Annotated in this window: 15 protein-coding genes and 1 pseudogene; 13 read left to right on the top strand and 3 right to left on the bottom strand. The window is 47.1% G+C overall.

Features of this window, described 5'->3' with window-relative positions; all coding sequences use genetic code 11:
• Positions 1 to 44: 44 nt before the first annotated feature.
• Positions 45 to 1,160 (top strand): phosphotransferase enzyme family protein, encoded by a 1,116-nt coding sequence (locus AC0LWM_RS24895; RefSeq protein ID WP_474677709.1) that lies wholly within the window; start codon positions 45 to 47, stop codon positions 1,158 to 1,160.
• A 501-nt stretch (positions 1,161 to 1,661) separates the two neighbouring features.
• A complete protein-coding gene (locus AC0LWM_RS24900; RefSeq protein ID WP_474677710.1) occupies positions 1,662 to 3,572 on the top strand; it encodes a stalk domain-containing protein in 1,911 nt (636 codons plus the stop codon).
• 136 nt (positions 3,573 to 3,708) lie between these two features.
• Here AC0LWM_RS24900 and AC0LWM_RS24905 read toward each other — a convergent pair whose 3' ends face one another.
• On the bottom strand, positions 3,709 to 3,981 hold the full coding sequence (locus tag AC0LWM_RS24905; RefSeq protein ID WP_474677711.1) for a GNAT family N-acetyltransferase: 273 nt from the start codon (positions 3,979 to 3,981) through the stop codon (positions 3,709 to 3,711).
• Positions 3,982 to 4,156: 175 nt separating this feature from the next.
• On the opposite strand from AC0LWM_RS24905, the gene AC0LWM_RS24910 reads away from it, so the two are divergent.
• The 6 genes and pseudogenes from AC0LWM_RS24910 (at position 4,157) to AC0LWM_RS24935 (ending at position 10,529) form a co-directional block, all read left to right on the top strand.
• Positions 4,157 to 4,696 carry a pirin family protein gene (locus AC0LWM_RS24910; protein WP_474677712.1) on the top strand — a complete coding sequence of 180 codons (540 nt, stop codon included), beginning with the start codon at positions 4,157 to 4,159 and terminating at the stop codon, positions 4,694 to 4,696.
• A gap of 292 nt (positions 4,697 to 4,988) precedes the next feature.
• Positions 4,989 to 5,138 (top strand): annotated as a pseudogene (locus AC0LWM_RS24915) (thioredoxin family protein); the annotation flags it as partial.
• 142 nt (positions 5,139 to 5,280) lie between these two features.
• A complete protein-coding gene (locus AC0LWM_RS24920; RefSeq protein ID WP_474677713.1) occupies positions 5,281 to 6,837 on the top strand; it encodes a tetratricopeptide repeat protein in 1,557 nt (518 codons plus the stop codon).
• A 228-nt stretch (positions 6,838 to 7,065) separates the two neighbouring features.
• Positions 7,066 to 8,637 (top strand): extracellular solute-binding protein, encoded by a 1,572-nt coding sequence (locus tag AC0LWM_RS24925; protein WP_474677714.1) that lies wholly within the window; start codon positions 7,066 to 7,068, stop codon positions 8,635 to 8,637.
• A gap of 85 nt (positions 8,638 to 8,722) precedes the next feature.
• On the top strand, positions 8,723 to 9,649 hold the full coding sequence (locus AC0LWM_RS24930; RefSeq protein WP_474677715.1) for an ABC transporter permease: 927 nt from the start codon (positions 8,723 to 8,725) through the stop codon (positions 9,647 to 9,649).
• A gap of 16 nt (positions 9,650 to 9,665) precedes the next feature.
• The gene (locus AC0LWM_RS24935; protein ID WP_474677716.1) at positions 9,666 to 10,529 is read left to right on the top strand and encodes a carbohydrate ABC transporter permease; all 864 of its coding nucleotides are present in this window, start codon (positions 9,666 to 9,668) and stop codon (positions 10,527 to 10,529) included.
• 10 nt (positions 10,530 to 10,539) lie between these two features.
• Here AC0LWM_RS24935 and AC0LWM_RS24940 read toward each other — a convergent pair whose 3' ends face one another.
• Positions 10,540 to 12,819, bottom strand: a complete 2,280-nt coding sequence (locus AC0LWM_RS24940) for a helix-turn-helix domain-containing protein (RefSeq protein WP_474677717.1) — start codon at positions 12,817 to 12,819, stop codon at positions 10,540 to 10,542.
• A gap of 178 nt (positions 12,820 to 12,997) precedes the next feature.
• Between AC0LWM_RS24940 and AC0LWM_RS24945 the strand changes: the two genes are divergently transcribed.
• A complete protein-coding gene (locus AC0LWM_RS24945; protein ID WP_474677718.1) occupies positions 12,998 to 13,789 on the top strand; it encodes a sugar phosphate isomerase/epimerase family protein in 792 nt (263 codons plus the stop codon).
• 41 nt (positions 13,790 to 13,830) lie between these two features.
• Positions 13,831 to 14,931 carry a zinc-binding dehydrogenase gene (locus AC0LWM_RS24950; protein WP_474677719.1) on the top strand — a complete coding sequence of 367 codons (1,101 nt, stop codon included), beginning with the start codon at positions 13,831 to 13,833 and terminating at the stop codon, positions 14,929 to 14,931.
• A 130-nt stretch (positions 14,932 to 15,061) separates the two neighbouring features.
• Here the strand turns inward: AC0LWM_RS24950 and AC0LWM_RS24955 are convergent, their stop codons facing one another.
• Entirely contained in the window at positions 15,062 to 18,643 is a 3,582-nt protein-coding gene (locus AC0LWM_RS24955) for a family 10 glycosylhydrolase (RefSeq protein WP_474677720.1), read from the bottom strand.
• 295 nt (positions 18,644 to 18,938) lie between these two features.
• Here AC0LWM_RS24955 and AC0LWM_RS24960 point away from each other — a divergent pair, with 295 nt between their 5' ends.
• From AC0LWM_RS24960 to AC0LWM_RS24970, 3 genes are all read left to right on the top strand, one after another.
• Positions 18,939 to 19,568, top strand: coding sequence for a DUF1796 family putative cysteine peptidase (locus AC0LWM_RS24960; protein WP_474677721.1), 630 nt, complete (start codon positions 18,939 to 18,941; stop codon positions 19,566 to 19,568).
• A gap of 159 nt (positions 19,569 to 19,727) precedes the next feature.
• Entirely contained in the window at positions 19,728 to 20,351 is a 624-nt protein-coding gene (locus AC0LWM_RS24965; protein ID WP_474677722.1) for a TetR/AcrR family transcriptional regulator, read from the top strand.
• Positions 20,348 to 21,241: an alpha/beta fold hydrolase gene (locus tag AC0LWM_RS24970; protein ID WP_474677723.1), complete on the top strand. Its 894-nt coding sequence runs from the start codon at positions 20,348 to 20,350 to the stop codon at positions 21,239 to 21,241. Before AC0LWM_RS24965 ends, AC0LWM_RS24970 begins: the two co-directional genes overlap by 4 nt.
• Positions 21,242 to 21,309: the final 68 nt, after the last annotated feature.

The raw sequence follows: 21,309 nt of genomic DNA on the forward strand, positions 1-21,309 counted from the left end.
CCCAAGTCCGTGGTATGATTGTTGTAAGCGGAGAGCTTTGTTGCGTGGGTTATGGAACCATACAAGTACGAAAAGGAGAGATCGTTATAAATTATAACGAAGTTGTTTCAATCGGAGATACCCATCTACTTACAGTAGCATCGGAGTTGTTCGGATTAGAGGGCTATGACATCCAGCGGATTCCGGCGCATGACAGAGGGCGGAATGTCGTATATACGTGTGAGAAAGAAGGCGCTGACGCCAAAATACTCAGAATCGCTTTTTTACCTGACAGGAGTCGGGAAGATTTTCTGGGCGAAGTTGAGTATATCCGGTATTTATTCGAGCATGGAGGAAGTGTCTCGGATGTTGTCAGCTCCAGGAGGGGGAACCTGCTGGAGGAGATCACTCATCATAATCATACCTTTTTTATCTGCCTGTTTAAGAAGGCCAAAGGAAAAATGCTCGTAGAAAATCATTATCGGTACCGGGAAGGTGCTCCAATTACCGAATATTATTATAATTGCGGCAAAGGTCTGGGGAAACTGCACCAAATATCGAAAGGGTATACTCCCGTCCATCGCCGGTATAGTTTCTTTGATAAATACAATGCCGAATATATCGATAAGCTGATACCCAGCTCGTTATCTCTGCTCAAGGAGAAGATGGTAGAACTCCTTAATACATTAGAAGGATTGGACAGAGGCCGCGAGTCTTTCGGTATGATCCATTTCGATTACAACGATGGGAATTATTCGATCGATTATGATACCGGGCAAATCACTGTATATGATTTCGATAATTCATGCTACTGTTGGTATATGTTTGACTTGGCCGGACTTTGGACATCCGGAGTGGGCTGGATCCAATTCGAACCGGACGCCGGTAAACGCAAAAAGTTTATGGATGAATATTTCGAAACCGTCCTCGCGGGATACAGATCCGAAACCAAGATCGAAGATTCGATGCTGGAGAAGTTGCCCTTATTTATTCAGGTAAGCATTATGGAAAATATCGTTGATGCCTTCGAGGTGATGCAGAATACCGGTGAGCAACCGGAGTGTGACGAGGTACTGTCGTATCTCATCAAATGTTTGGAAGATGATATCCCGTATAAAGGATTTCTCCATGAAATTTACTCGTGTGAAGAACCCTTTGAGTATGAGGAACGAAATATTTAGTCTTTTTGTTGAGGCTTTACCCTTCCACCCTATAACCCTGACCTGTAATAGTCTCACTCGTATACGTGTCGAGCAACACGCTGAAAGTGACGTACAATATGGCATATGATCTAGATCCGACACTAGATCCGGCAAATTATGAGTTAGGAAATGTGGGTAACTTAGCTCTTCCGACGAACTTGACTCGGTTTCTGCCCGCCGGAGGTACCTTGATTGAAAGCCATTTCCGTGGCACCCGACAGTCTCGCCTCTCTGGACGTAAACGTGTGCGTTAGTACAATGAAAGTGCTTATAAACGATCAAGGAGCTGCCGCGGCATGCTCCTTTCGCTTTTTCGCCAATATACCCGTGAAGTCTGTTCACCCTCCCAACGATATTCCCGAAATACCTCTGAAAACTTCCCATTGCACTTAGGATGCGCTACTCTTCAAATCAGGAATACGGGTTTGTTATGTTTATTACAAGAAATCGATATGACATTGAGGGAGGAAAAAAAGTATTATGTCTAATTCACGTAAAAAAATGCACTCCATACTAATAAGTTCGGTGCTGGCTGGAACGTTAGCATTTTCCGGTATCGCATCCGCTTTGGGGGAGACCACACCGGCCGGTGTGACAATCAAGGAGTTCAGCCTATTGGATACGGCTTATGACGTTGTTGGCGCGGCGGACTTTACGCCGGAAGGGAACAAGGACGGCCACTTCAAATTACTGCTAAACCTCGCGCAGAAGACGGTCATCAAGTCGGTTGTACTTCGTTCTACTGATGATAAGGGCAAGGACAATTATCAGGGAGTGTGGAGAACTAACCGTGCAACCACCGGTTGGTTGCTCGGCATTGTCCAAGATAAAACGGTAACAACATCAAGCGGCAACACCCATGAAAGCAAAATCATTAACCCTGGTTTTCGAAAAGATATCAAGGAGCCTGTCGGTGAGTTTAATGGAGAGCTTACATTTGACTTATATGCCAGCAATAATGGAACGATTAAGGAATCACAGTCTTATGTGCTCGAAATCGAAACGCCGCAAGGTACGGTCGTATCCAAGCCGATTAAATACAAGATGCCGATGATTTCGGATGGGACGCGTGCTTCTGATCCGAAGTCAACTCCGTTACCGAGTCCGGCCCCTTCACCGTCGCCAACGCCAGCGCCGACGTCAAGTCCTGCGCCTGCACCTACACCTGCGCCTACACCAGCCCCCGCGCCTGCTCCAAACCCTGCACCTGCGGATGGATCTAAAGATATGGTTATCCAAGTGTTGTTCAAAGGGACTGAGCTTAAATTCGACGATGCTCAGCCTATTGTGAAAGACGGTCGCACGCTTGTCCCGTTTCGCAAACTGTTTGAAACCTTAGGCTTTACGGTGAAATGGGTGGAAGAGGGAGCCGTCCGGAAAGCGATCGGAACGAAGGACGGCCTTACCATCGAATTGACGATCAATAATACGAATGCAATCGTGAACGGAAAAACTGTCACTCTGGACGTACCTGCCCAGACCATTGATGGTCGCACGATGGTACCATTGCGCTTCGTGTCGGAGAGCAGCGGCTTCCATATTGCCTTTTCCAGCAGCGGTAATGTATGGATAATTCGACTCGAGGATGCTTCCTCTGGCACGAGTCCAGATCCGAAGCCGGTTCCAACACCAACACCAACACCAACACCAACACCAACGCCAGCACCAACGCCAACGCCGACACCAACACCGAAGCCAACGCCAGCTCCATCTGTTGAGAAAGTTGAGCCATACGTCGTGAAAGGCTACCTGCGCAACGCGCAAGGCAATCCAATACCTGGAGTTACGATTAATGCGGATAACCAATTGCTTTATGATAGTAACATGCAAAGTGTAACCGATGAGAATGGATACTATCGGATTGAATTGGAACACGTTTCCGCAACCTGGATGATGTCTACGAGTTTCACCCGTGAGTATAACGGCAAGGAGCACAGCTTCTTTCTAAGGTCTGACGTCGATAAACCGTTTGCCGGGAGCACAGGGGCTATTCGTAACTTTACCTTAAAGGATGTGGTAGGGCATATTGAAATCAATCCCGACTTTTGGTCGTTTGATGATAGTTTGCCGGAATTCCAAATGAGCGACCTGGAAGTTACACTCACACCTGTCGGAGCGTTATTTGACGGAAGTACCGGCCAAACCATAACGAAACACGCGGATGTACTCTCAACAGGCGGTCACGGAGTGGAAAAAATACCGCTCGGGCGGTACAAGATAGCTCTTAGATGGATGCCGGAGGGGCACGATCCTATGCCTATGTTGTTACGCATCAAAGGTACAGGTACATTTGTTCAGTCACTTGAATTCGATTTCCATAATCCATTGGGGGCGCCTTCCATCTTTCTAAACGAATTTGAAGCGAAGCTTGGCAGTCCGGCCGGAAATTAAACCCAGATCATGCGGTTGAGGCATAGCTGATTGCTCTAGACATCATGTATTGAAATCTAAATGTGGACGTATGCATAAAAGAAATGGCGGAAGGCAATTGCCTTCCGCCATGCATCGTAGGGGTGAGACGTTCGATTTATGCTAAGACGTCATGGTATTCTTGGTGACGATCAAACTGACTTTTGGCAAACGGGCAAAGAGGCAGGATCTTAAGCTGTTCCTCTCTAGCGTAATCGACGACACGTTTTACAAGCGCATCCCCGACCTTCTGGCCTCGTAGGCTCTCGGAAACGAATGTACGATCCACGATGATTTGGTTATTTCCATTCGGCACAAAGTGAATCTCGGCAGTTTTGTCACTTGCTTCACCGACATAAAAAGAGTTCTCGTCTTTTTTTATCTCCAACATAGTCTATATCTCCTTCGTTCCGTTTTTATGCATCCAACCGAGTATACCCTAAGCTTGACCAATGATTATACAAGCGTAGTTATTGGCGCATACTTAAACCGATTACATTGTAAGTTTAATGATGATTTGTTAAAGTGTCCATAGATCGAGGGAATGTTTTTGGAGGAAGGTGATTGTGTTGACCATTCGGGTTTATTCAGTTGATGAACAAGCTTCAGGGCAATTCGATGAAGGTAAGATCACGGAGCAAAAGCCGATCGGGTTTCCCGGGGAAGGGTCAGCCGTTGATCGAGTGGGAACGCTGTTTTACTGGGCGTGGTTTCGCACAAACGAAGAGGCGAATCTCCCCATGCACCCCCATAATGGATTTGAGATATTGTCCTATTTGTTAGCGGGCTCCGTTCATCATCGGGATACGCTTGGGAACGAGCGAACGATCCAAGCGGGTGGTTTGCAGCTCATGCAAACGGGCACCGGAGTTCAACATGCCGAAAAGTACGAGAAAGAAACCTCCGGGTTTCAAATTTGGTTCGAACCCTTTATGGGTGAGGCAAACTATGCAACGCCAACTTATGCGGATTATGAAGACTGGGATTTTCCTGTTGAAATCCGAAACAAGGTGAGAGTCAAAACGATTCTAGGTACAGGCTCCCCGGTTCGGATGGTAGCCGACGCCCAAATGTGGGATCTTATACTTCCTGGGGCAGACGTTTGAGCATGTAATTCCCGAAGGATATTCCATTGCGGGGCTTGCCGTAGAGGGTGAGTCCACTTGGCAACTTGGGATCGATGCGCAACAAGTATTAGCCAACGAGTTCACAGTCTGCGAAGCGGAAAAAACGCAAACCTTGCATATACAGTCCAAGGAACAGGCGGATTCACGGATCATTCTCTTTCAAGTTCCTAGCATTCTGCCGTATCCTTCCTATAAGGAAGTCAAAATTCGCTTAGAGTCGAAACGTAAGCAACGAAGGGATTGAGCTGTCCCTACAGGCTGCGGTGTTTGTCATGCATTGCTGCCGCAGATGCAGAAATTATTGACGAATTACCCGAAAATCCAATTGGGAACGATCAATGCGCAAGAAGTCCCTGCGGTCGCCGGGAGTTTTTCTGTTTTCGCCGCGCCTATTTTATTGCTTTATGTGGAGGGGAAATAATTTATACGTGAAGCGGGAATTGTGCATCTGGATCTGCTAGACGAAAAAATCCGCAAAATCTACGACTTGGTGATGGGATAGTCCGTAAGGCAATAGGTACTGAATCATTTCGAATAACATTCAGAGAGCAGGATAAGTTGCAATGACGCTTAATAACAAACAACGCTACCGCTTTAGTGAAGCGCCTATATGGAATATTCAGCGGAAGTACTATGAAGAAGCAGGAACAAAGGCTTGGAACAATGACCAAGTTCCACAATATATTACGAGTAATCCGATGATCGCTGCTTCCTATGCGGAAATGATATTCGGGTTTCTTCAAGATCGGGCGAACAAGGAATATCGTTCGGAGCCTGTTATGATTGTGGAGCTTGGAGCAGGGGCGGGACGTCTTGCTTACCATGTGTTGCATGAGCTTTGCCGGTTGAGAGAATATGCGGGGATTTCACTGCCTTCGTTCCGGTATATTATGACGGATTTGGCGATGAACAATGTTTTAGCTTGGCAGGAGCATCCCGCCCTACAATCTTTTATTGCCGAAGGACTGCTGGATTTTGCGCAATTTGATGCGGTTCAGGATACGGTTCTGAACCTTGTTGTATCAGGTACAATGATTCGTGAAGGAGATTTAAAACAACCGTTAATCCTTGTCGCCAACTACTTTTTTGACAGCATTCCACAAGAGTTGATTTATGTTGGTGATGGACAAATTTATGAAGCCGACGTTTTTGTCGAATATCCTGAACCTATGGATTCACTTAATCCATCCCAAATATTGGATCGAATATCTTTGCATTATGAGCATCGACGGGCACCCGAGTACGAACAAGAAGCCTATCCATACCGTGACGTCATTGCACTCTATCAGGAGCAATTAGAAGATTCACATATTTTGTTTCCTGTCGCTGGAATCGCTTGTCTGGAGCGGCTGAATCGGCTGTCTCGGGCGGGATTTCTATTAATAACGGCAGACAAGGGAGATCATTTGCTGGATAACTGGAAATTCGCGGAACCGCCGGAGTTGATCCTGCACGGAAGTTTTTCTTTAACGGCGAACTATCATGCGATTCAGCATGTTTTTGAACAACGAGGGGCCGCGGCGTTATTTCCCCCGCATCATTATAAAGATATAAATGTGGGCTGTATTCTCAATATGGACAAACCGCTGGACTATGCCAATACAAGATTAGCTTACCGTCGATGTATTGAACGTTTTGGCCCGGACGAGTTTTTCAGTATGAAGACATGGGTAGATCGTAATCTAGATAGCATGGGACTACAGCAAATCTTAAGTTTTTGGCGTTTGGGTGGATATGATGCGGAATTTTTCATTCAAAGCACGAAGCAGATCTCGAGTCTGTTGCCGGATGCAAACGATGAAGAAAAGCAGGATATTCTGAGGGGCATACAGCTGATGTGGTCGTCGTACTACGTCATGGAGCAGCGCTACGACTTGGCGCTTGATGCTGGATTGATCCTGTTTGAGATGGCGATGTACGAAGACTCCAAGCGTTTTTTGGAAATATCGGTTCGTCAAGACCCGGATGAGGTTGTATCAACCGTATTTTATTGTTTAGCCATTTGTTGTTTCGAGTTAGAGTTAGAGGAAGATGCTTTGAGATACGTGCGGGAATTATTAAAACGCGAGCCTGATCATGAAGAGGCTTTGGCCTTGTTAAACCATTTTGAGTTGGGTTAATCGAGTTCAATAAATGGCGGCAGTCTAGGACGATAACTTCTCGTCAAAGGTTGCCGCTTTTTTGGTGCAGGTAGTTGCAAACGCATATACCATTTCACATAAAATTGCCGTTTTTTTTGCCGTTAAAATTCGCTGTTAATCTTGAAAAATGTAAATGGAAATCAGTCTCCGGGGGATATAAAGTCATTATTGCAGTCAACCCAAATCGATAGAGGAGAAGATGAATGCATGAGTTACAAATCGGGAATGAGCAAGGTTTTACTTGTACTTGCAATGGTTCTGGCAATTACAGCATGTTCAACGCAAAACAGCAATACTTCTTCGTCTGAAACGAACAACAGCAACAACAACAGCAGCAACAACAGCAGCAACACTAGCAATGCAAAAAGCGAAAACAATTCTACGGTTACATTGGATATGATGGTCTTCCAGCATCCATCCTGGCCGTACAAAGAAGATTGGGCAATCTATAAATACTATGAAGAAAAACTCGGCATTAAATTTAAGGTAACCGCACCTCCAAGTGATTACGATACGGCCTTAAACCTCGCTATTGCAGGGGACACGCCGGATATTATGATTGTTTCAAATCTGGCTCAAGCCAACACATACGGCAGCAGCGGAGCGCTGCTCAACTTCTTCGATCATCTAGATAAGCTGCCGAACTATTCCAAGTTCCTTGCAGATCATCCAGAAGTAAAATCGGCAATACTGTCCGCTGACGGCAAAAACTATTATTTGCCGCATTACGGGCTAGAACAAACATCTCGTCGTTCCTGGACATACCGCGATGATATTTTTAAAAAACATAATTTGAAGGCTCCAACCACTTGGGACGAAATGTACACGGTGGCGAAGGAACTGAAAAAACTGTATCCCGATAGCTATCCAATCGCCATTTATGACAATTTGACAGGACTTACGAATATTGCAGCGGGTTTTGGCACTTGGTATGGGGCATATGTTGATTATGAGAAAGACGAATGGAGATATGGACCAACCGAAGACAGCTTTAAGGAAATGCTTCGATATTTGAACCTTTTCTATAAAGAAGGTTTGATCCCACCGGATTTTATGGCGATGAAGCGTGATCAGTTCAATGATTTGCTCGCGCAAGATAAAGCATTTATCGCAAATGATTACATCGGTGTCATGGATGAGGTTCCTTCAATTATCCAAAGAACAAATGATTTCAGTTTGGACTACATGACGCCAGCAATTGGCGGAGCTCATGGCAAGCCGTATAACGCATATGACGGTTTGCTCAATCGCGGAATGGCTGTAGCAGCGAACACGGATAATCTGGACGAAGTGCTTCGTTATGTTGATTTTCTGTATTCACCGGAAGGCATCGAACTGGCAACTTACGGCCGGGAAGGCGAAACGTATACCGTAAAGGACGGGGCACGTCATTTCAAAGATGAATATGTAAACTTTGCGACGATTCGTAAATTAACCGGCATCGCAACGTATGGTTCACATTTGGTCGTTGATATGAAAGCTTATGCTTATATGAGCTCGGAGAAATTCAATGCGGCGATGGTGAAAATTCAGAATGGCAATGAAGCACCGGTGCAACCTCGACTCGCCTATACGGATGAAGAGAGCAATACATTGACCATGAAAAATGCAGAGATTAACAAATATCGTGACGAGCAAATTGCAAAATTTATTTTGGGTAAAAGCGATTTAGGCACATGGGATCAATATGTCTCGGAAATTCAGAAACTCGGTCTGGCTGAGGTTATGAAAATTCAGGAAGATGCGTATCGACGTGCGCAAACATTCTTGAAAAAGTAATGGGATATAAGTCTTCCTCCGACTTCGACAACATTGAGGAAGGAGGGAGACTTTTCCTTAAAAAATAAGAAGGGATACAGTCAGAATGAGGCGCGATATTTTGAACAAAAAATCCTGGATTGCACGAGTGCGGCAAGATCGATATCTGCTTTTGCTCGTTTTGCCCTGCGTTTTGTATTACCTTATTTTTAAGTACGGACCGATGCTCGGCATTGTCATCGCATTTAAGGATTTCAACTTGCATCGCGGAATATGGGACAGTCCCTGGGTAGGCTTCAAGTGGTTTAGTCACTTCATGAACAGTCGTGATTTTTGGCCGGTTCTCAAAAATACGTTTGTACTCGGGTTTATGAAATTGCTGTTCGGTTTTCCTGCACCCATTATACTTGCTTTGCTGATCAACGAGGTTCGCCATGCGTTTTTCAGACGCTTTGTACAAACGGTCAGTTATTTGCCGCATTTTATTTCAAACGTCATTGTAGCCGGTATTATGGTTATGTTTTTGTCCCCGCGTAACGGGATTATTAATGACTTGATCTCTTTCGTTGGTTTTGATCGTATCAATTTCCTCGTAGAGGAGTCTTGGTTCCGAACGATTTATGTTTCAAGTGAAATTTGGCAGCATCTAGGCTGGAGTACGATCATTTATTTGGCGGCCCTGAGTACGATTGATATTCAGCAGTACGAAGCGGCGCGGCTGGACGGAGCGAATCGCTGGCAAACGACATGGAACATTACACTGCCGGGAATCGCGCCGACGGTGATTATTATCCTTATTTTGGATATTGGTAAAGTTTTGGAAATCGGGTTTGAAAAAGTCTATTTGTTAGCAACACCTGCCGTATATTCAACAGCAGATATTATAAGTACCTATGTTTACCGGGTAGGGCTTTCAGAGGGCAAGTTCAGCTATGCTACTGCGATTGACTTATTCACCGGGATGATCAGCATTGTTTTTATTATCAGCGCGAACTGGGCGAGCCGTAGAATAAACGGCAACAGTTTGTGGTAAACAGGGGACGGAACATATGAATCGAAAAGCGTCTTGGTTTGATTATGTGAATGTATTGATCCTGATGCTCGTCGTTGTGACATGCCTTTATCCGTTTATTTATATGATAGCTGTTAGCATGAGCGGAGGCGGACCCATTGCACAAGGAAAAGTGTGGTTGTACCCTGTTGATTTCAATCTCGATATGTACCGATATGTATTCGAAGATGGGAGGATTTTAACCGGGTATAAAAATACGCTGATCTATGTCACCTTGGGCACGGCATGCAGCTTGCTGGTGACTGTGCTAGGCGCCTACTCGCTATCCAAGAAGCAGATGATTTTCCAGAAGCCGATCATGCTGATGATTGTTCTGACGATGTTTATTAATGGGGGGATGATCCCGACATTTCTGGTCGTTAGAGGGCTGGGCTTCCTGGATTCCATTTGGGCCATGGTGCTTCCAGGGCTGATCTCCACTTGGAATTTGATTATCATGCGAACGTTTTTTCTTGGCATTCCCAAGGAGCTGGAAGAGTCGGCGAAAGTGGATGGTCTATCGGACATTGGCATTTTGTTCAGGATTGTATTACCCGTTTCGCAAGCGGTTATCGCTTCCGTCGGCTTGTTTTATGCTGTAGGGATCTGGAATGGGTTTATGGCGCCATTGTTGTACTTACGGAGTGAAGAGCTGTATCCGCTGCAATTGTTCCTGCGCAATATTGTGCTGTCCAGTGAAATGACAGGCAGCGGAGCACCGGTCAAAGGCAACATTGTTGTTGTAGAGTCTGCGATGAAGTACGCGGCCATTATTGTTTCTACGCTTCCCATTTTATGTGTTTACCCGTTCCTCCAAAAATACTTTGTAAAAGGTGTAATGCTTGGTTCGGTAAAAGGTTAACAGCATCCCCTCAAACAAGAGGGTATGCTGTTTTTTTTCGGAAATCACCCGGTGTAACACCTGTTTCTTTTTTAAACATACGTATAAATGACGTAACATTACGATATCCGACTTTCATGCCGACTCCTTGAATAGACAGGTTGGTGCTTTGAAGCATGTGCTTGGCCTGCTTCAGCCTGATGCCATTCAAATGATCGATAAAATTAACGCCGGTGTTTTCTTTGATATACAAGGATAAATACCCGGCCGACATATTGAGCTTGGAAGCAATGGCATCTAGGGAGATGTCATCCTGATAGTGATTTTCGATGTAAGACAAAACCGTGTTGATGATATCCTGTGCTCCGGCTCTTTTTTCGTTAATCTGCTGCAAAACATCGTCCAGTATAGATAAATTAAGCATTTTGTAGTGTTCAATGGTTACACATTCTTGAAGGTACAGCTTGAAATTGATAAGAGAGTTTGGAAACTCCACCTTTAACTGCTTTAGTGCCCTCTTGTATTTGCGAATGACATAATCCGAAAGTTCGACAAGTTGCGCTGTTGTGGATGTCCATGCGTTCATCTCATCAAAAAGCTTCGAAATGGTTTGCTGGGACAGAGCTATATTACCCATGAGTAAATATTCCGAAATCAGTCGATCTTCTTCATGCCACAAAATCATCGGTTCATCCGTCATCGTCATGTCATGCGTGTCGGACGTATAAAAAATCTGGTGTTCCATGATTGGTTTCGCAAGCTTGGTTCGCTGCAGAAGCTGGTGATAAACCGACTGCAGTTGGGTAGATTCCGTAATGAATGGACTGACTGCAATGGTTAGCAAGGTCGATGATTTCTCGGAATCCATGGCCTGTACGAATTCGTCCAGGAACGAATGAAGCTTTCCATGGAGGCTCTCTGGCACAAAAGAAAGCAGCTGCGTGTCTTCCATTTGAATCGTTGTGATCGATTGACCGAATAGATCCGCTGATATTTGGTGGATGTGATCATAAATTCTCTTCATGCTTTCGTTAACGATATTTTCCTCCAAAATATGTCTAATTCTCGCTTGAACCATAATGATGGAGAAGGTTCCGGTTTGTTTGGGCCAGTTCCAATGGGTATGGAAAGAAATATTTTTCAACCGTGTCATGTAATGATAGTGGGTTAACAAATTTTCATGATTGGCCAGCTTACTTTCAATATCGGAACGATCCAGATGCAATTTTTGAATATGTTCATTGATCATTTGAAATTCCAAAATGGAAGAATGCAATAAGGGTTTGGTTTGTTGAGGTCCACCCTCCAGTGACATTTGCTTTAATAAATTTCGAATGGGAGTATTGATTTGTTTGCTGAACACAATGGACGTAATAATAGCCAGAACTAAAGCCAGGATGAATAATACAAGCGTAATCTGGTTCAGCTTTAACAGCGTTTTGTTCATATCCGACATGGCGATCGCGGTGACATAGATCTGGTGATTTCCATTATTTTTTTTGAAAAAGTAATAATGCTGCTTGTGTAAAGTCCAATCTGTACTCGAATGACCCAAGGAGTTTCTCACTAGAGAGATATCCAAAGGTTGTTTATCATTCGACTGAAATATAATATCGAACGATGAGTTCAGAACAAACTGGTCGGCAGTTATATAGCCAAATTGATCTTTATATAACCGATCGATATCAATAAAAGCTACGATGTTATATTTGCTTTTGGGCAAGTTGATTTGGACGGGCAGCAAGGACTTGGTCTTATTGCCGTTATAGCCTATCCGAAATTCCATATTTGGAAAAATGGAAAGCTCCGACGAGGGGGAAGGAGCAAACATCCATGACTCCAGATTTGAATTCGCCGAATGGTAATATTTTTCCAGAAAACGGTCTTTGTCAATGAGTGCCTGTTTATTGATAATAAAATTTTGCTCTTTGAACACAATGAAAAGATCCTCTAAGTAATAAGACGATTGCGATATCGAGGTTTGGATCGATTTGATGATGTTATCAATCATGATATAGTCTAATGAATATTTGCCTGAAGTGTAGCTTTGTTCCGCGATCTGTTGAATTCGGCTGTCAAACTGATATCCAAGCAAAAGACCGCGCCATACGCGAAACTGTTTGTCAAAAGAATCGACGGTTTGTCGATTTAATGCTTCGTGATAGGTAACAATCTCTTTTTCTATACCGCGGCTGTAATAGGTAAAGGTCAATACAAAGATGATAGTTAGAATACTTAGAACAGTAAGAAAACAAAACAAAATTCTTACAGGCAGCGAATTCAGTTTAAATTTTCGTATCCATTCCAACATATTGGTTCCTCCTGATGTTTATACTCCCATTCCATGCTTTCACTTTCTCCGTTCATTATCATTTTTTTTGAAAATAAACGAAAGATAAGTATTTGTAAAAATGTAAATAGAAAAACGCTTGAATCGAAGAGTACACTTGCCTTGTGAATTCATTCTAAAGCAAAGGCAGGAGATGGCGATGGCTGTATTTTTGAACTTACTCCCTTATATGAAAAGGATTGATGACTCGGCTGAACTGTTTGAACAATGGAGCGGTGGAATCGAAATCCCGATGGACGGACCAAACTGGACGGCCCCGATGAATTGGATTCAGGAGCTGGAACGTTTCGCCCATTTCAAGGGTCCTAAAAGTGTTCATTCTCCGATCTGGGAGTTGAACATCGCTTCGTATCGCTTTCCCATGATCGCCGAGTATTCGTTTGAAGTATATAAAAGCTGCTTGGAATGGACGAAACGGATCGGGGCCGAACAAATGGTGCTGCATCCGAGCTTATACTCCAATATCTTTTTTAATCGAAAAGAAACCCAACTACGTTCCAAAGAAAATTTGAAGCGATTAGGGGATATCGCAATCGGTTTAGGGGTAGATCTAGCGGTTGAAAACGTGGGATTCCATGAATGTGCTCTGTTCGACCAGGAGGAGTTTGTGGCGTTGTTTGAAGAGATCCCTACGATATCCGCTTTGGTGGATATGGGGCATGCTCAAATCAATCAATGGGATATCCCGGCTTTGATTCGAGCGCTTGGACCCCGACTGACAGCTGTACATTTGCATGACAATGACGGCGTTGATGATTTACACGATCCTATTGGGATCGGCACAATCGAGTGGGAACCGATTTGGTCGGCATTGCGTGAACAAAATCATACGTACCGCGCGATCCTGGAATATGGGTTTGAAACGCCCTTGGACACTTTGCTGCGTGATGCAGAAATGGTTCAACAACAGCTGTTTCTTCATCGAACCTAAGCGCAGAACAACGATCCAATGGATTGCAGGGGGACTTTGCAATGATAGTTGAAGCCAGGGAACCGGAGATCCTTCGTTCCCGCCAATTACGGCTCATTTCGCCGTTTCAAGTGGAGGAAAGCGAGTTTGTAGCTCATCTGGAAGAAGGCTTTGTAGTCGTAGAACCAACATTAGCTAGTATATGTCATGCAGATTTACGGTATTTTGGAGGACTGCGCAACCAGGAAGTATTGGCTAAAAAACTGCCGATGGCGCTGATTCATGAGGGAATCGGTAAAATCATAATCAGCAAGAGTGCTGTACTGCCAGTAGGCACGAGAGTGGTGATTGTGCCCAATGTACCGGGTTATGTGCTGAGGCGTACTTCGGCTGAACAATGCTGTCCTGCTTGTCGCGGAGAAATACAGGATAACTATTGCGATCGCGGTTATTTTCTTGGCAGTGGGGAAGACGGGATCGCCCAAAGCAGGCTTATGATTCCAGAGGAATGTATCATCCCGATTCCAGCCGATGTGCCGGATGAGATTGCCGTATTGTCTGAGCTCTGCAGTGTATCTTTTCGGGCAGCGCGCAGTGTATCCCAATTCCTGTCTAACCATGTGGTGGCTGTCTTCGGTGACGGACCGGTTGGTTACATTACGGCAGCTGTTCTTCATTACGCTTTTCGAGTTCCAAAGGAAAGGCTGATTGTTTTCGGGGCAATCCCTGAAAAGCTGAGCGCTTTTACCTTTGCCCAAACTGAATGGGTACAGGACTATGATTTTCTTGCTGCATCCGCTCATGTTGTATTTGAATGCACGGGCGGCAATTTCAGTGAAAGCGCGATTAACCAAAGCATTGATTTGCTTTCACGCGGCGGACATCTGGTGCTGATGGGTGTAAGTGAAGAGAGGGTGCCGATTAATACGAGAGATGTCCTTGAGAAAGGCATTACACTGCATGGCAGCAGCAGAAGCTCACGTATCGATTTTGAAGATATTCTGCAAATGATGAAGTCTTCGGAAGCGATATCGACATTATCCAAGCTATTACCGGAACATTATACCGAAATATCGAATGCCGCGGACTTTACAGCGGCAATGCAGGAAACCTTGCAGCATAAAGGCTGGCAAAAAACGCTGCTTCAATTTAAGTGGTCATAAGCAGAGCAAATGGCGTCCGTGAATAAAGCCAGTCACAAATTCATGCTGCAGCCTCTTCAATAAAGAGTTCTAAGCAGACGACAAGGAGCTGGCTATGGCCAGCTCCCTTGTTCGATAGAAGTTTTTCTTATTATTGTAGTGCACCTGCCAGCTTTATGAGCAGATCGGCATGTTCCGAAGGAATTTTATTTCCTTTTTGCGCCGAAACTTCATGGATGTAAGCTTGGATGTCGCCATGCTCGAGCTTTTTCAATAACGAATTTACGATGCCTTGCGCCCCTGGTCCCGTGACGTACTGGCTCGTAAGGCTGGCTAAACTGTTCGCCGTCACTTGAACAATATACGTTGCTGTTGCTGTGGTGACATGACCCGCTGCATCGGTCGCGGTCGCTGTAACTTCGTGCGTTCCAGGCTCCAGCTGATGGGCCGGCACGTTCACGAGCGGCTCAGCACAGCCGCTGCTTGTAACACCGGAGACGGTATCGGTTGCCGTGCATGTAATCAGCACCGTTTGGTCGACCGAGTACGTCCCCGCTCCGACAATCGTAACGACCGGCGGCGTTTTGTCGATGGAGATGCTCATGGTTTGTGTCGCCTCCATATTGCCTGCCGCATCCGTCGAGCGGAATGCGACTGCATGCACGCCTTCGTCCGCGATCGTCACGGGACCGCTGTATGTCAGCCAATTCGCGCCGCCATCCAAGCTGATCTCCGTATGCTCTACGCCTGTTCCTTCATCGGTAGCCGTTAGTTCAATCGTGACATCCGAAGTGTGCCAACCGTTCGTTCCTTCGGTTCCTGTTTTCACTGCCGTGGTTGTCGGTTGCGTCGAGTCAAGTATGTTGGTTACCGTTATGCCGTTGCTTGCCGCGCTCTCGTTATGCACGCGATCGACAGCCGTGACCGCATACGTGTACGTCTGCCCTTCCACAGCCGTATGGTCAGTGAACGATTGAGCTACGCCTGTGTTTGCCTGCTTTCGTACCGTCGTAACGATGGATGAAGCATTTTCAAGATTGCCGATCGCGTTGCCCTCGAAACGATATACGACATAATACGCCGTGTCCGCATCGCCCGTATTCCACGTAAGCTCCACACCGTTCGCCTTGCGGACCGCCTTGTTCAGAACAGGCTGGCCCGGTGCCGTACTGTCGAGCCATGGCATGGCCGGAACTAGCGCAGGATAGCGGTAGATGTCATTTTGCAGCCGTCCCGTGAAGCTGAGTAGATTGGCCTGCAAGCTTTTTGCGCTGAAGAACATGCTGCCTTTGATTTCGCTGAAGTTGCGGTTGTACGCAATTTGGTTCGGCATTTCGTCCGGATTAAGCCAAGCCGGATCCGCCGCTCCGATCCGATAGGCTGCATGGCCGATATAGAGCTGGGTTTTACGACCCTGCACCTGCGCTCTCCACCAATCGGTCACTTTCTCATAAGCAGCCGGCGAATAGCCGAAATACCAGTACACTTGCGGCGTAATATAGTCGATCCATTCTTCCAGCACCCATTTCCGCGTATCCGCGTTCAATGCGCTATAGCTTTCCAGCCCGTTCGTGTCCGAACCGTTCGGATCGCTCGATTTATTTTTCCAAATACCGAAAGGACTGATGCCGAACTTCACGTACGGCTTCGCCGCTTTGATTTGAACGGACAAATCGTGAATGAACGTGTCGACGTTGTAGCGTCTCCATTCCGACTTGTTCGTGAAACCGGCTCCGTAGGATTCGTATGCCGCGTTGTCCGGGAAGTCTACGCCGGATACCGGATACGGATAGAAATAATCGTCAAAATGTACGCCGTCGATATCGTACCCGTTCACGACCTCCATGACGCTGTTCGTAATGAACTCGCGCGCTGCGGGAACGCCCGGATTATAGTACAGCTTGCCGCCGTAGCTGACAACCCAGTCCGGATGCTGGCGCGCCGGGTGGTTTTCGACAAGCTTGCTTACTTGATCCTGCATGCTGACCCTGTATGGGTTGAACCAAGCATGGAACTCCATGTTGCGCTTATGCACTTCTTCGATCATGAAGGCAAGCGGGTTGTAGCCCGGATCTTGGCCTTGCACGCCCGTCAGCCATTCCGACCATGGGCCGTAGCTCGACGGATAGAACGAATCTGCCGTCGGCTTGATCTGCATGATGACGGCGTTGATACCCGCCTCTTGCAAATCGTCCAGCAGCGCGATGTAATCGGCTTTCTGCTGCTCTGCGTTCGTTACGCCTTTCGCCGGCCAGTCGACGTTATCGACAGTCGCGATCCAGGCCGCTCGCAGCTCGCGCTTAGGCGGGGCCGTCGCGACATTCACCACGACGAGGAAGTCGCTCGACTTGCCGCCGAAAGTCGCCATAATCCGCGCCGTGCCGATCTTATTCGCCGTCACGAGGCCGGCCCCGCTGACCGAAGCGACGTCAGGGCTGCTGCTCGTGAAGGTCACGCCGCTCGTAATCTCAATCGGCTCGTTCATCAGCGTATAGGTACCCATGACTTTCGCTTGTTTCGTATCGCCTACGTTCAAGGCGCTGAGCCCGGTCAGTTCGATTTTTTGGAGAACGGGCACCGGATTGCTGACGGTCAGCTGATATTGGGCGGAGACGCCGGAGTACGATGCCGTGATTGCGGTCGTTCCTGCCTTCACGCCATTGACCGTGCCGGACGCATTGACCGTCGCGATCTCAGGATTGCTGCTTGCAAAGCTGACGCCACTGAGAATTTCAAGCGGAATGGCTATGCCGCTGTATGTAGCATATGTTCTGATCGTATTCGACTGCCCGACCTCCAGCTTGTTCGCCGCCGCCAATTCCAGCTTTTGCGGAAGCTGCGGCTGTACGCTTACCGTCAGCTCGAACGCCGCTTGTGGCGCGCCGGCGACAGCTGCGGTAATGATCGTTGTACCCGGCTGCAGGGCGGTCACCGTACCCGCTGCGTCGACCGAAGCTACGTCAGGCGCGCTGCTTACGAAAGAGATGCCTCCCGATACGAGCACCGGTTCGGTGCTGCCGTCATAAGTCGCATATACCTTCGCTTGCTTCGCGTCGCCTACCTGCATCGGCGTAAGCCCGACGATGTCCAGCGCATAAACGGCCGTGTCGCTGTATATTGCGCTCAAGCGATCGAAATAGATCGTTCCCGCGTTCTTATTGTTATCTTTCGTCTCCACCACATAAAGCTGGTTGACTTTGATCGGCGTCGCCATCCCGCTTGGCATCGTTGCCGTCACATATTTCCACCCCGTCCAGCTCAGTCCGTTGCTCGAGGTGAAGTCGATGGTGAGCTTCGTCCCTGTCGCATCCTGCACTTGACTGCGCAGCCAGTGATTATTGCCGTCGCCGTACACCCAAACCCCGAGCTTTTTCGGTTGGCCGCTAATGGACCTGCCCGCCGTGCCGTTGCTGTCTTTCAAGTTGATATAGGCTGCCGAAGTGCCGAGCTGACCGATAAAATCATAGGACAACCCGACGGCGTGATAGCCATAGCGCACGGGATCGGGTCGACCCGATAGCACAAGCTTCACACTGTTCGCCCTTGCCGAAGACGGCGTCATCACAGCGGCGTCCGTTGACTCAAAATCTTCTACGATCGCTGGCGAGGCGCTAGCTGCCGACTCCGCCGCAAAGGAGGGTAAAGCGCTTACAAAACCAGAAAGAAAAGTACCTAACATAAACATAATAGCGGTGAAAAGCACAGTATTCTTACGCTTTGTTTTCTTTGACACGAATTTCACTCCTTTTAGATATGGTTTGTAGAGGGGATATAGGTATGATTATCCTCTCTATTAAAAGTATAGGTGAAAGTGATAGAAAGGTAAATTAAAATTTCGAAATAAATTTTCTTAATAAAATAATATTTCGAAGCGAACGAAAAAAGAACGTAACCGTGCGGAAAATTGCCCATTAAGGGCGACTGCCGAAAGCCTATACACATCTACCCGACCGTAATAATATCATGCTTCATATAATGCTGGGTAAGATGTCGATCCAATTCCGTAATAAGACCAAGGAGAGGGCCGAATGAAATGGAATGATTGCACGGGCGACTACACGGCATTCATTAGCCTAGGTTCAACGTGTCAAACCGCTTATCAGCTAAAAAGACTGGGTTTACGGAAATTTGCCGGCCCGTTAGATAGGTTTATCTCGTTTGAGGCGCACGATGTAGCGCGTTTGATCCGAAATCGCTTTGACGGATTTATGGAATTGAATCAACTCCGGCTTACCGGTACGGATCTGGATTGTTTCGTCGTTAAAGACGACAAGTATGACATCGTGTCTTATCACGATTTTCCGCTTAGCCTGCCGATTTACCGATGGACGGATGCTTACCCTGCATTTAAACGCATGATCGATCGGCGTATAGACAGGTTTTTTACAGCAGCAAGGAGCAAGCCAATCTGCCTGGTCAGAACCCAAACGTCAAAGCCGGAAGCGGAGAAGCTCCTTGCTTCACTCAACACGGTCATGGCCGATAAATTTCGTCTATTGATTGTGAACAACATGGATTATTTACACGAGCTAAGGCACGAGGATTGGGGATTGCCTGACGTTTGCTCCGTATCGGTACCCAAAGGAATGAATTGGAGAGGTTCTGACCAGGCATGGGATCAAATCATGAAGGGATTCAAGCTGAAAACGAATGTCTGAATGCGGGGCCGCGTAATCATTGGCGCTTGAAGGGGTTGAAAAACGAGAGTGTTCTCTTTATAATAAAAGAGAGAATTCTCGTTTTATATTTCGCGGTAAACGAAGCGCCGATCAAGACTGCGCCAGCCCGTCTATCCGTGAGAGGAGCGGAACCGAATCATGCCCAAAATTACGCAACAGCAAAAAGAAGCCGTTCGCACGGATATATTGAAGGCGGCTCGAGCCGTTTTTATAGATAAAGGATATGAAGCGGCTTCCATGAAGGAAATTGTCGAGTGCTCCGGGAGAAGCTTCGGCGGCGTTTATCTTTATTACCCCAACAAAGAAGATGTCTTTCTTGACTTGCTGCGCCGTCAGTTTGAGGAGATGGCGGCGAGTTTCGCTCCGGATAAACCGGTAAGCGCTTGGGAGGCGTTCGAACGCTTTTTCAGCGAGCAGGAGAGGCGCGCCAGGGAGGCGGAAGGTGGGCTTGCACCCTGTATGTACGAGTATTTTATTGTAGGCCGAAGGGATGAGAAACGCCGTTTATTAATTGAAGAACGCCATCAGGCGGTGTACGGCAGCGTGTTAGCTTTAGTTCAGGACGGGATACAGCGGGGCGAGTTTCATCCTTCCAAGCCTGTGGATACTTTCGTGCACTGGCTCATTTCCTTTTTGGACGGCATGTTTTTGGAAAGCATCATCACCGGATCGGAACGAATCGAGCTGGCAAAGCAATTCGAACTGCTTCAGTCCGTTTGCAGGTCCATTCTTATGCCGCCAAGCCGGGAGGAAATGATATGACAAGCGCAGCACTCGTTGATTTACCCGTTTTCAAAAGCGAAACAGGGTCTCGTGCGTTTATGGAGGCCTATGACCGGCTCATGGAATTATGGCCGACTGCGTATGAAACGATGGAGATCCGGACGGAATTCGGTACGTGCCATGTGATCGCGAGCGGACCCCAGGAGGGGGAGCCCATTGTCATGTTTCACGGCATGACGTGCAATTCCGCGTTATGGTACCCGACCGTCGAAGCGCTCGGCGACTTTCGAATTTATTGCGTAGATGCACCGGGGGACTTCGGCAAAAGTAAAGTCGTCAAAAGGATCCGCACGCCGGAAGAAGCCGTCCGTTGGATGGATCAAGTGTTGGACGCTCTGGGGCTTGCGAAGGCTAACTTCATCGGTCACTCGATGGGCGGCTGGTTTTGTTCGAATTATGCGGTAGCGCGGCCGGAACGGATTCAGCGATTGGCGCTGCTTGCCCCGGTGGCCACTTTTTTGCCGGCGCCATTCGGAAAACTGCTCATCAAAGTGTACCCCGCGATGCTGCTCCCGAAGCCAAGCCGAATCCGCCGGGCATGGAATTGGTTTTGCTCGAAGGGGTATTCGCTCCCGCCGCATGTGATGGATATGATCATTGCCGCATACTCGCATGGACGCTCGCAGCTGCCTGTCGTTCCTCGGGTGATTGACAAAGAAGCTTGGAGCAAACTGTCGGCCCCGGTCCTGTTCCTTGTCGGCGACGAAGAGAAAATTTACGATGTCGAGCAAGTCAAACAACGCGTCCGCCAATCGCTGCCCGGGTCGACGATTTGCACGATCCAAGGGGCGGGACACTGCTTGATTCTGGAGCAAAAAACGGCAGTGAATGAGGTCGTTCGCAAATTTATGCTGGGGAATCAAGCCTAGTTGGCAGACTTAAAAAAGGGCAAGAGTTCTAAGCAATCGCGAGAGAGAGAGCTGGCTGCGGCCGGCTC

It is taken from the genome of Paenibacillus sp. sgz302148 (assembly GCF_056120465.1).

What these genes read in the sequence shown, in the direction of transcription:
- AC0LWM_RS24900 (WP_474677710.1), top strand. Translation starts at nt 1,662, where the DNA reads ATGTCTAATTCACGTAAAAAAATGCACTCCATACTAATAAGTTCGGTG.
- AC0LWM_RS24905 (WP_474677711.1), bottom strand. Translation starts at nt 3,981, where the DNA reads ATGTTGGAGATAAAAAAAGACGAGAACTCTTTTTATGTCGGTGAAGCA.
- AC0LWM_RS24920 (WP_474677713.1), top strand. Translation starts at nt 5,281, where the DNA reads ATGACGCTTAATAACAAACAACGCTACCGCTTTAGTGAAGCGCCTATA.
- AC0LWM_RS24925 (WP_474677714.1), top strand. Translation starts at nt 7,066, where the DNA reads ATGAGTTACAAATCGGGAATGAGCAAGGTTTTACTTGTACTTGCAATG.
- AC0LWM_RS24930 (WP_474677715.1), top strand. Translation starts at nt 8,723, where the DNA reads ATGAGGCGCGATATTTTGAACAAAAAATCCTGGATTGCACGAGTGCGG.
- AC0LWM_RS24935 (WP_474677716.1), top strand. Translation starts at nt 9,666, where the DNA reads ATGAATCGAAAAGCGTCTTGGTTTGATTATGTGAATGTATTGATCCTG.
- AC0LWM_RS24940 (WP_474677717.1), bottom strand. Translation starts at nt 12,819, where the DNA reads ATGTTGGAATGGATACGAAAATTTAAACTGAATTCGCTGCCTGTAAGA.
- AC0LWM_RS24945 (WP_474677718.1), top strand. Translation starts at nt 12,998, where the DNA reads ATGGCTGTATTTTTGAACTTACTCCCTTATATGAAAAGGATTGATGAC.
- AC0LWM_RS24950 (WP_474677719.1), top strand. Translation starts at nt 13,831, where the DNA reads ATGATAGTTGAAGCCAGGGAACCGGAGATCCTTCGTTCCCGCCAATTA.
- AC0LWM_RS24960 (WP_474677721.1), top strand. Translation starts at nt 18,939, where the DNA reads ATGAAATGGAATGATTGCACGGGCGACTACACGGCATTCATTAGCCTA.
- AC0LWM_RS24965 (WP_474677722.1), top strand. Translation starts at nt 19,728, where the DNA reads ATGCCCAAAATTACGCAACAGCAAAAAGAAGCCGTTCGCACGGATATA.
- AC0LWM_RS24970 (WP_474677723.1), top strand. Translation starts at nt 20,348, where the DNA reads ATGACAAGCGCAGCACTCGTTGATTTACCCGTTTTCAAAAGCGAAACA.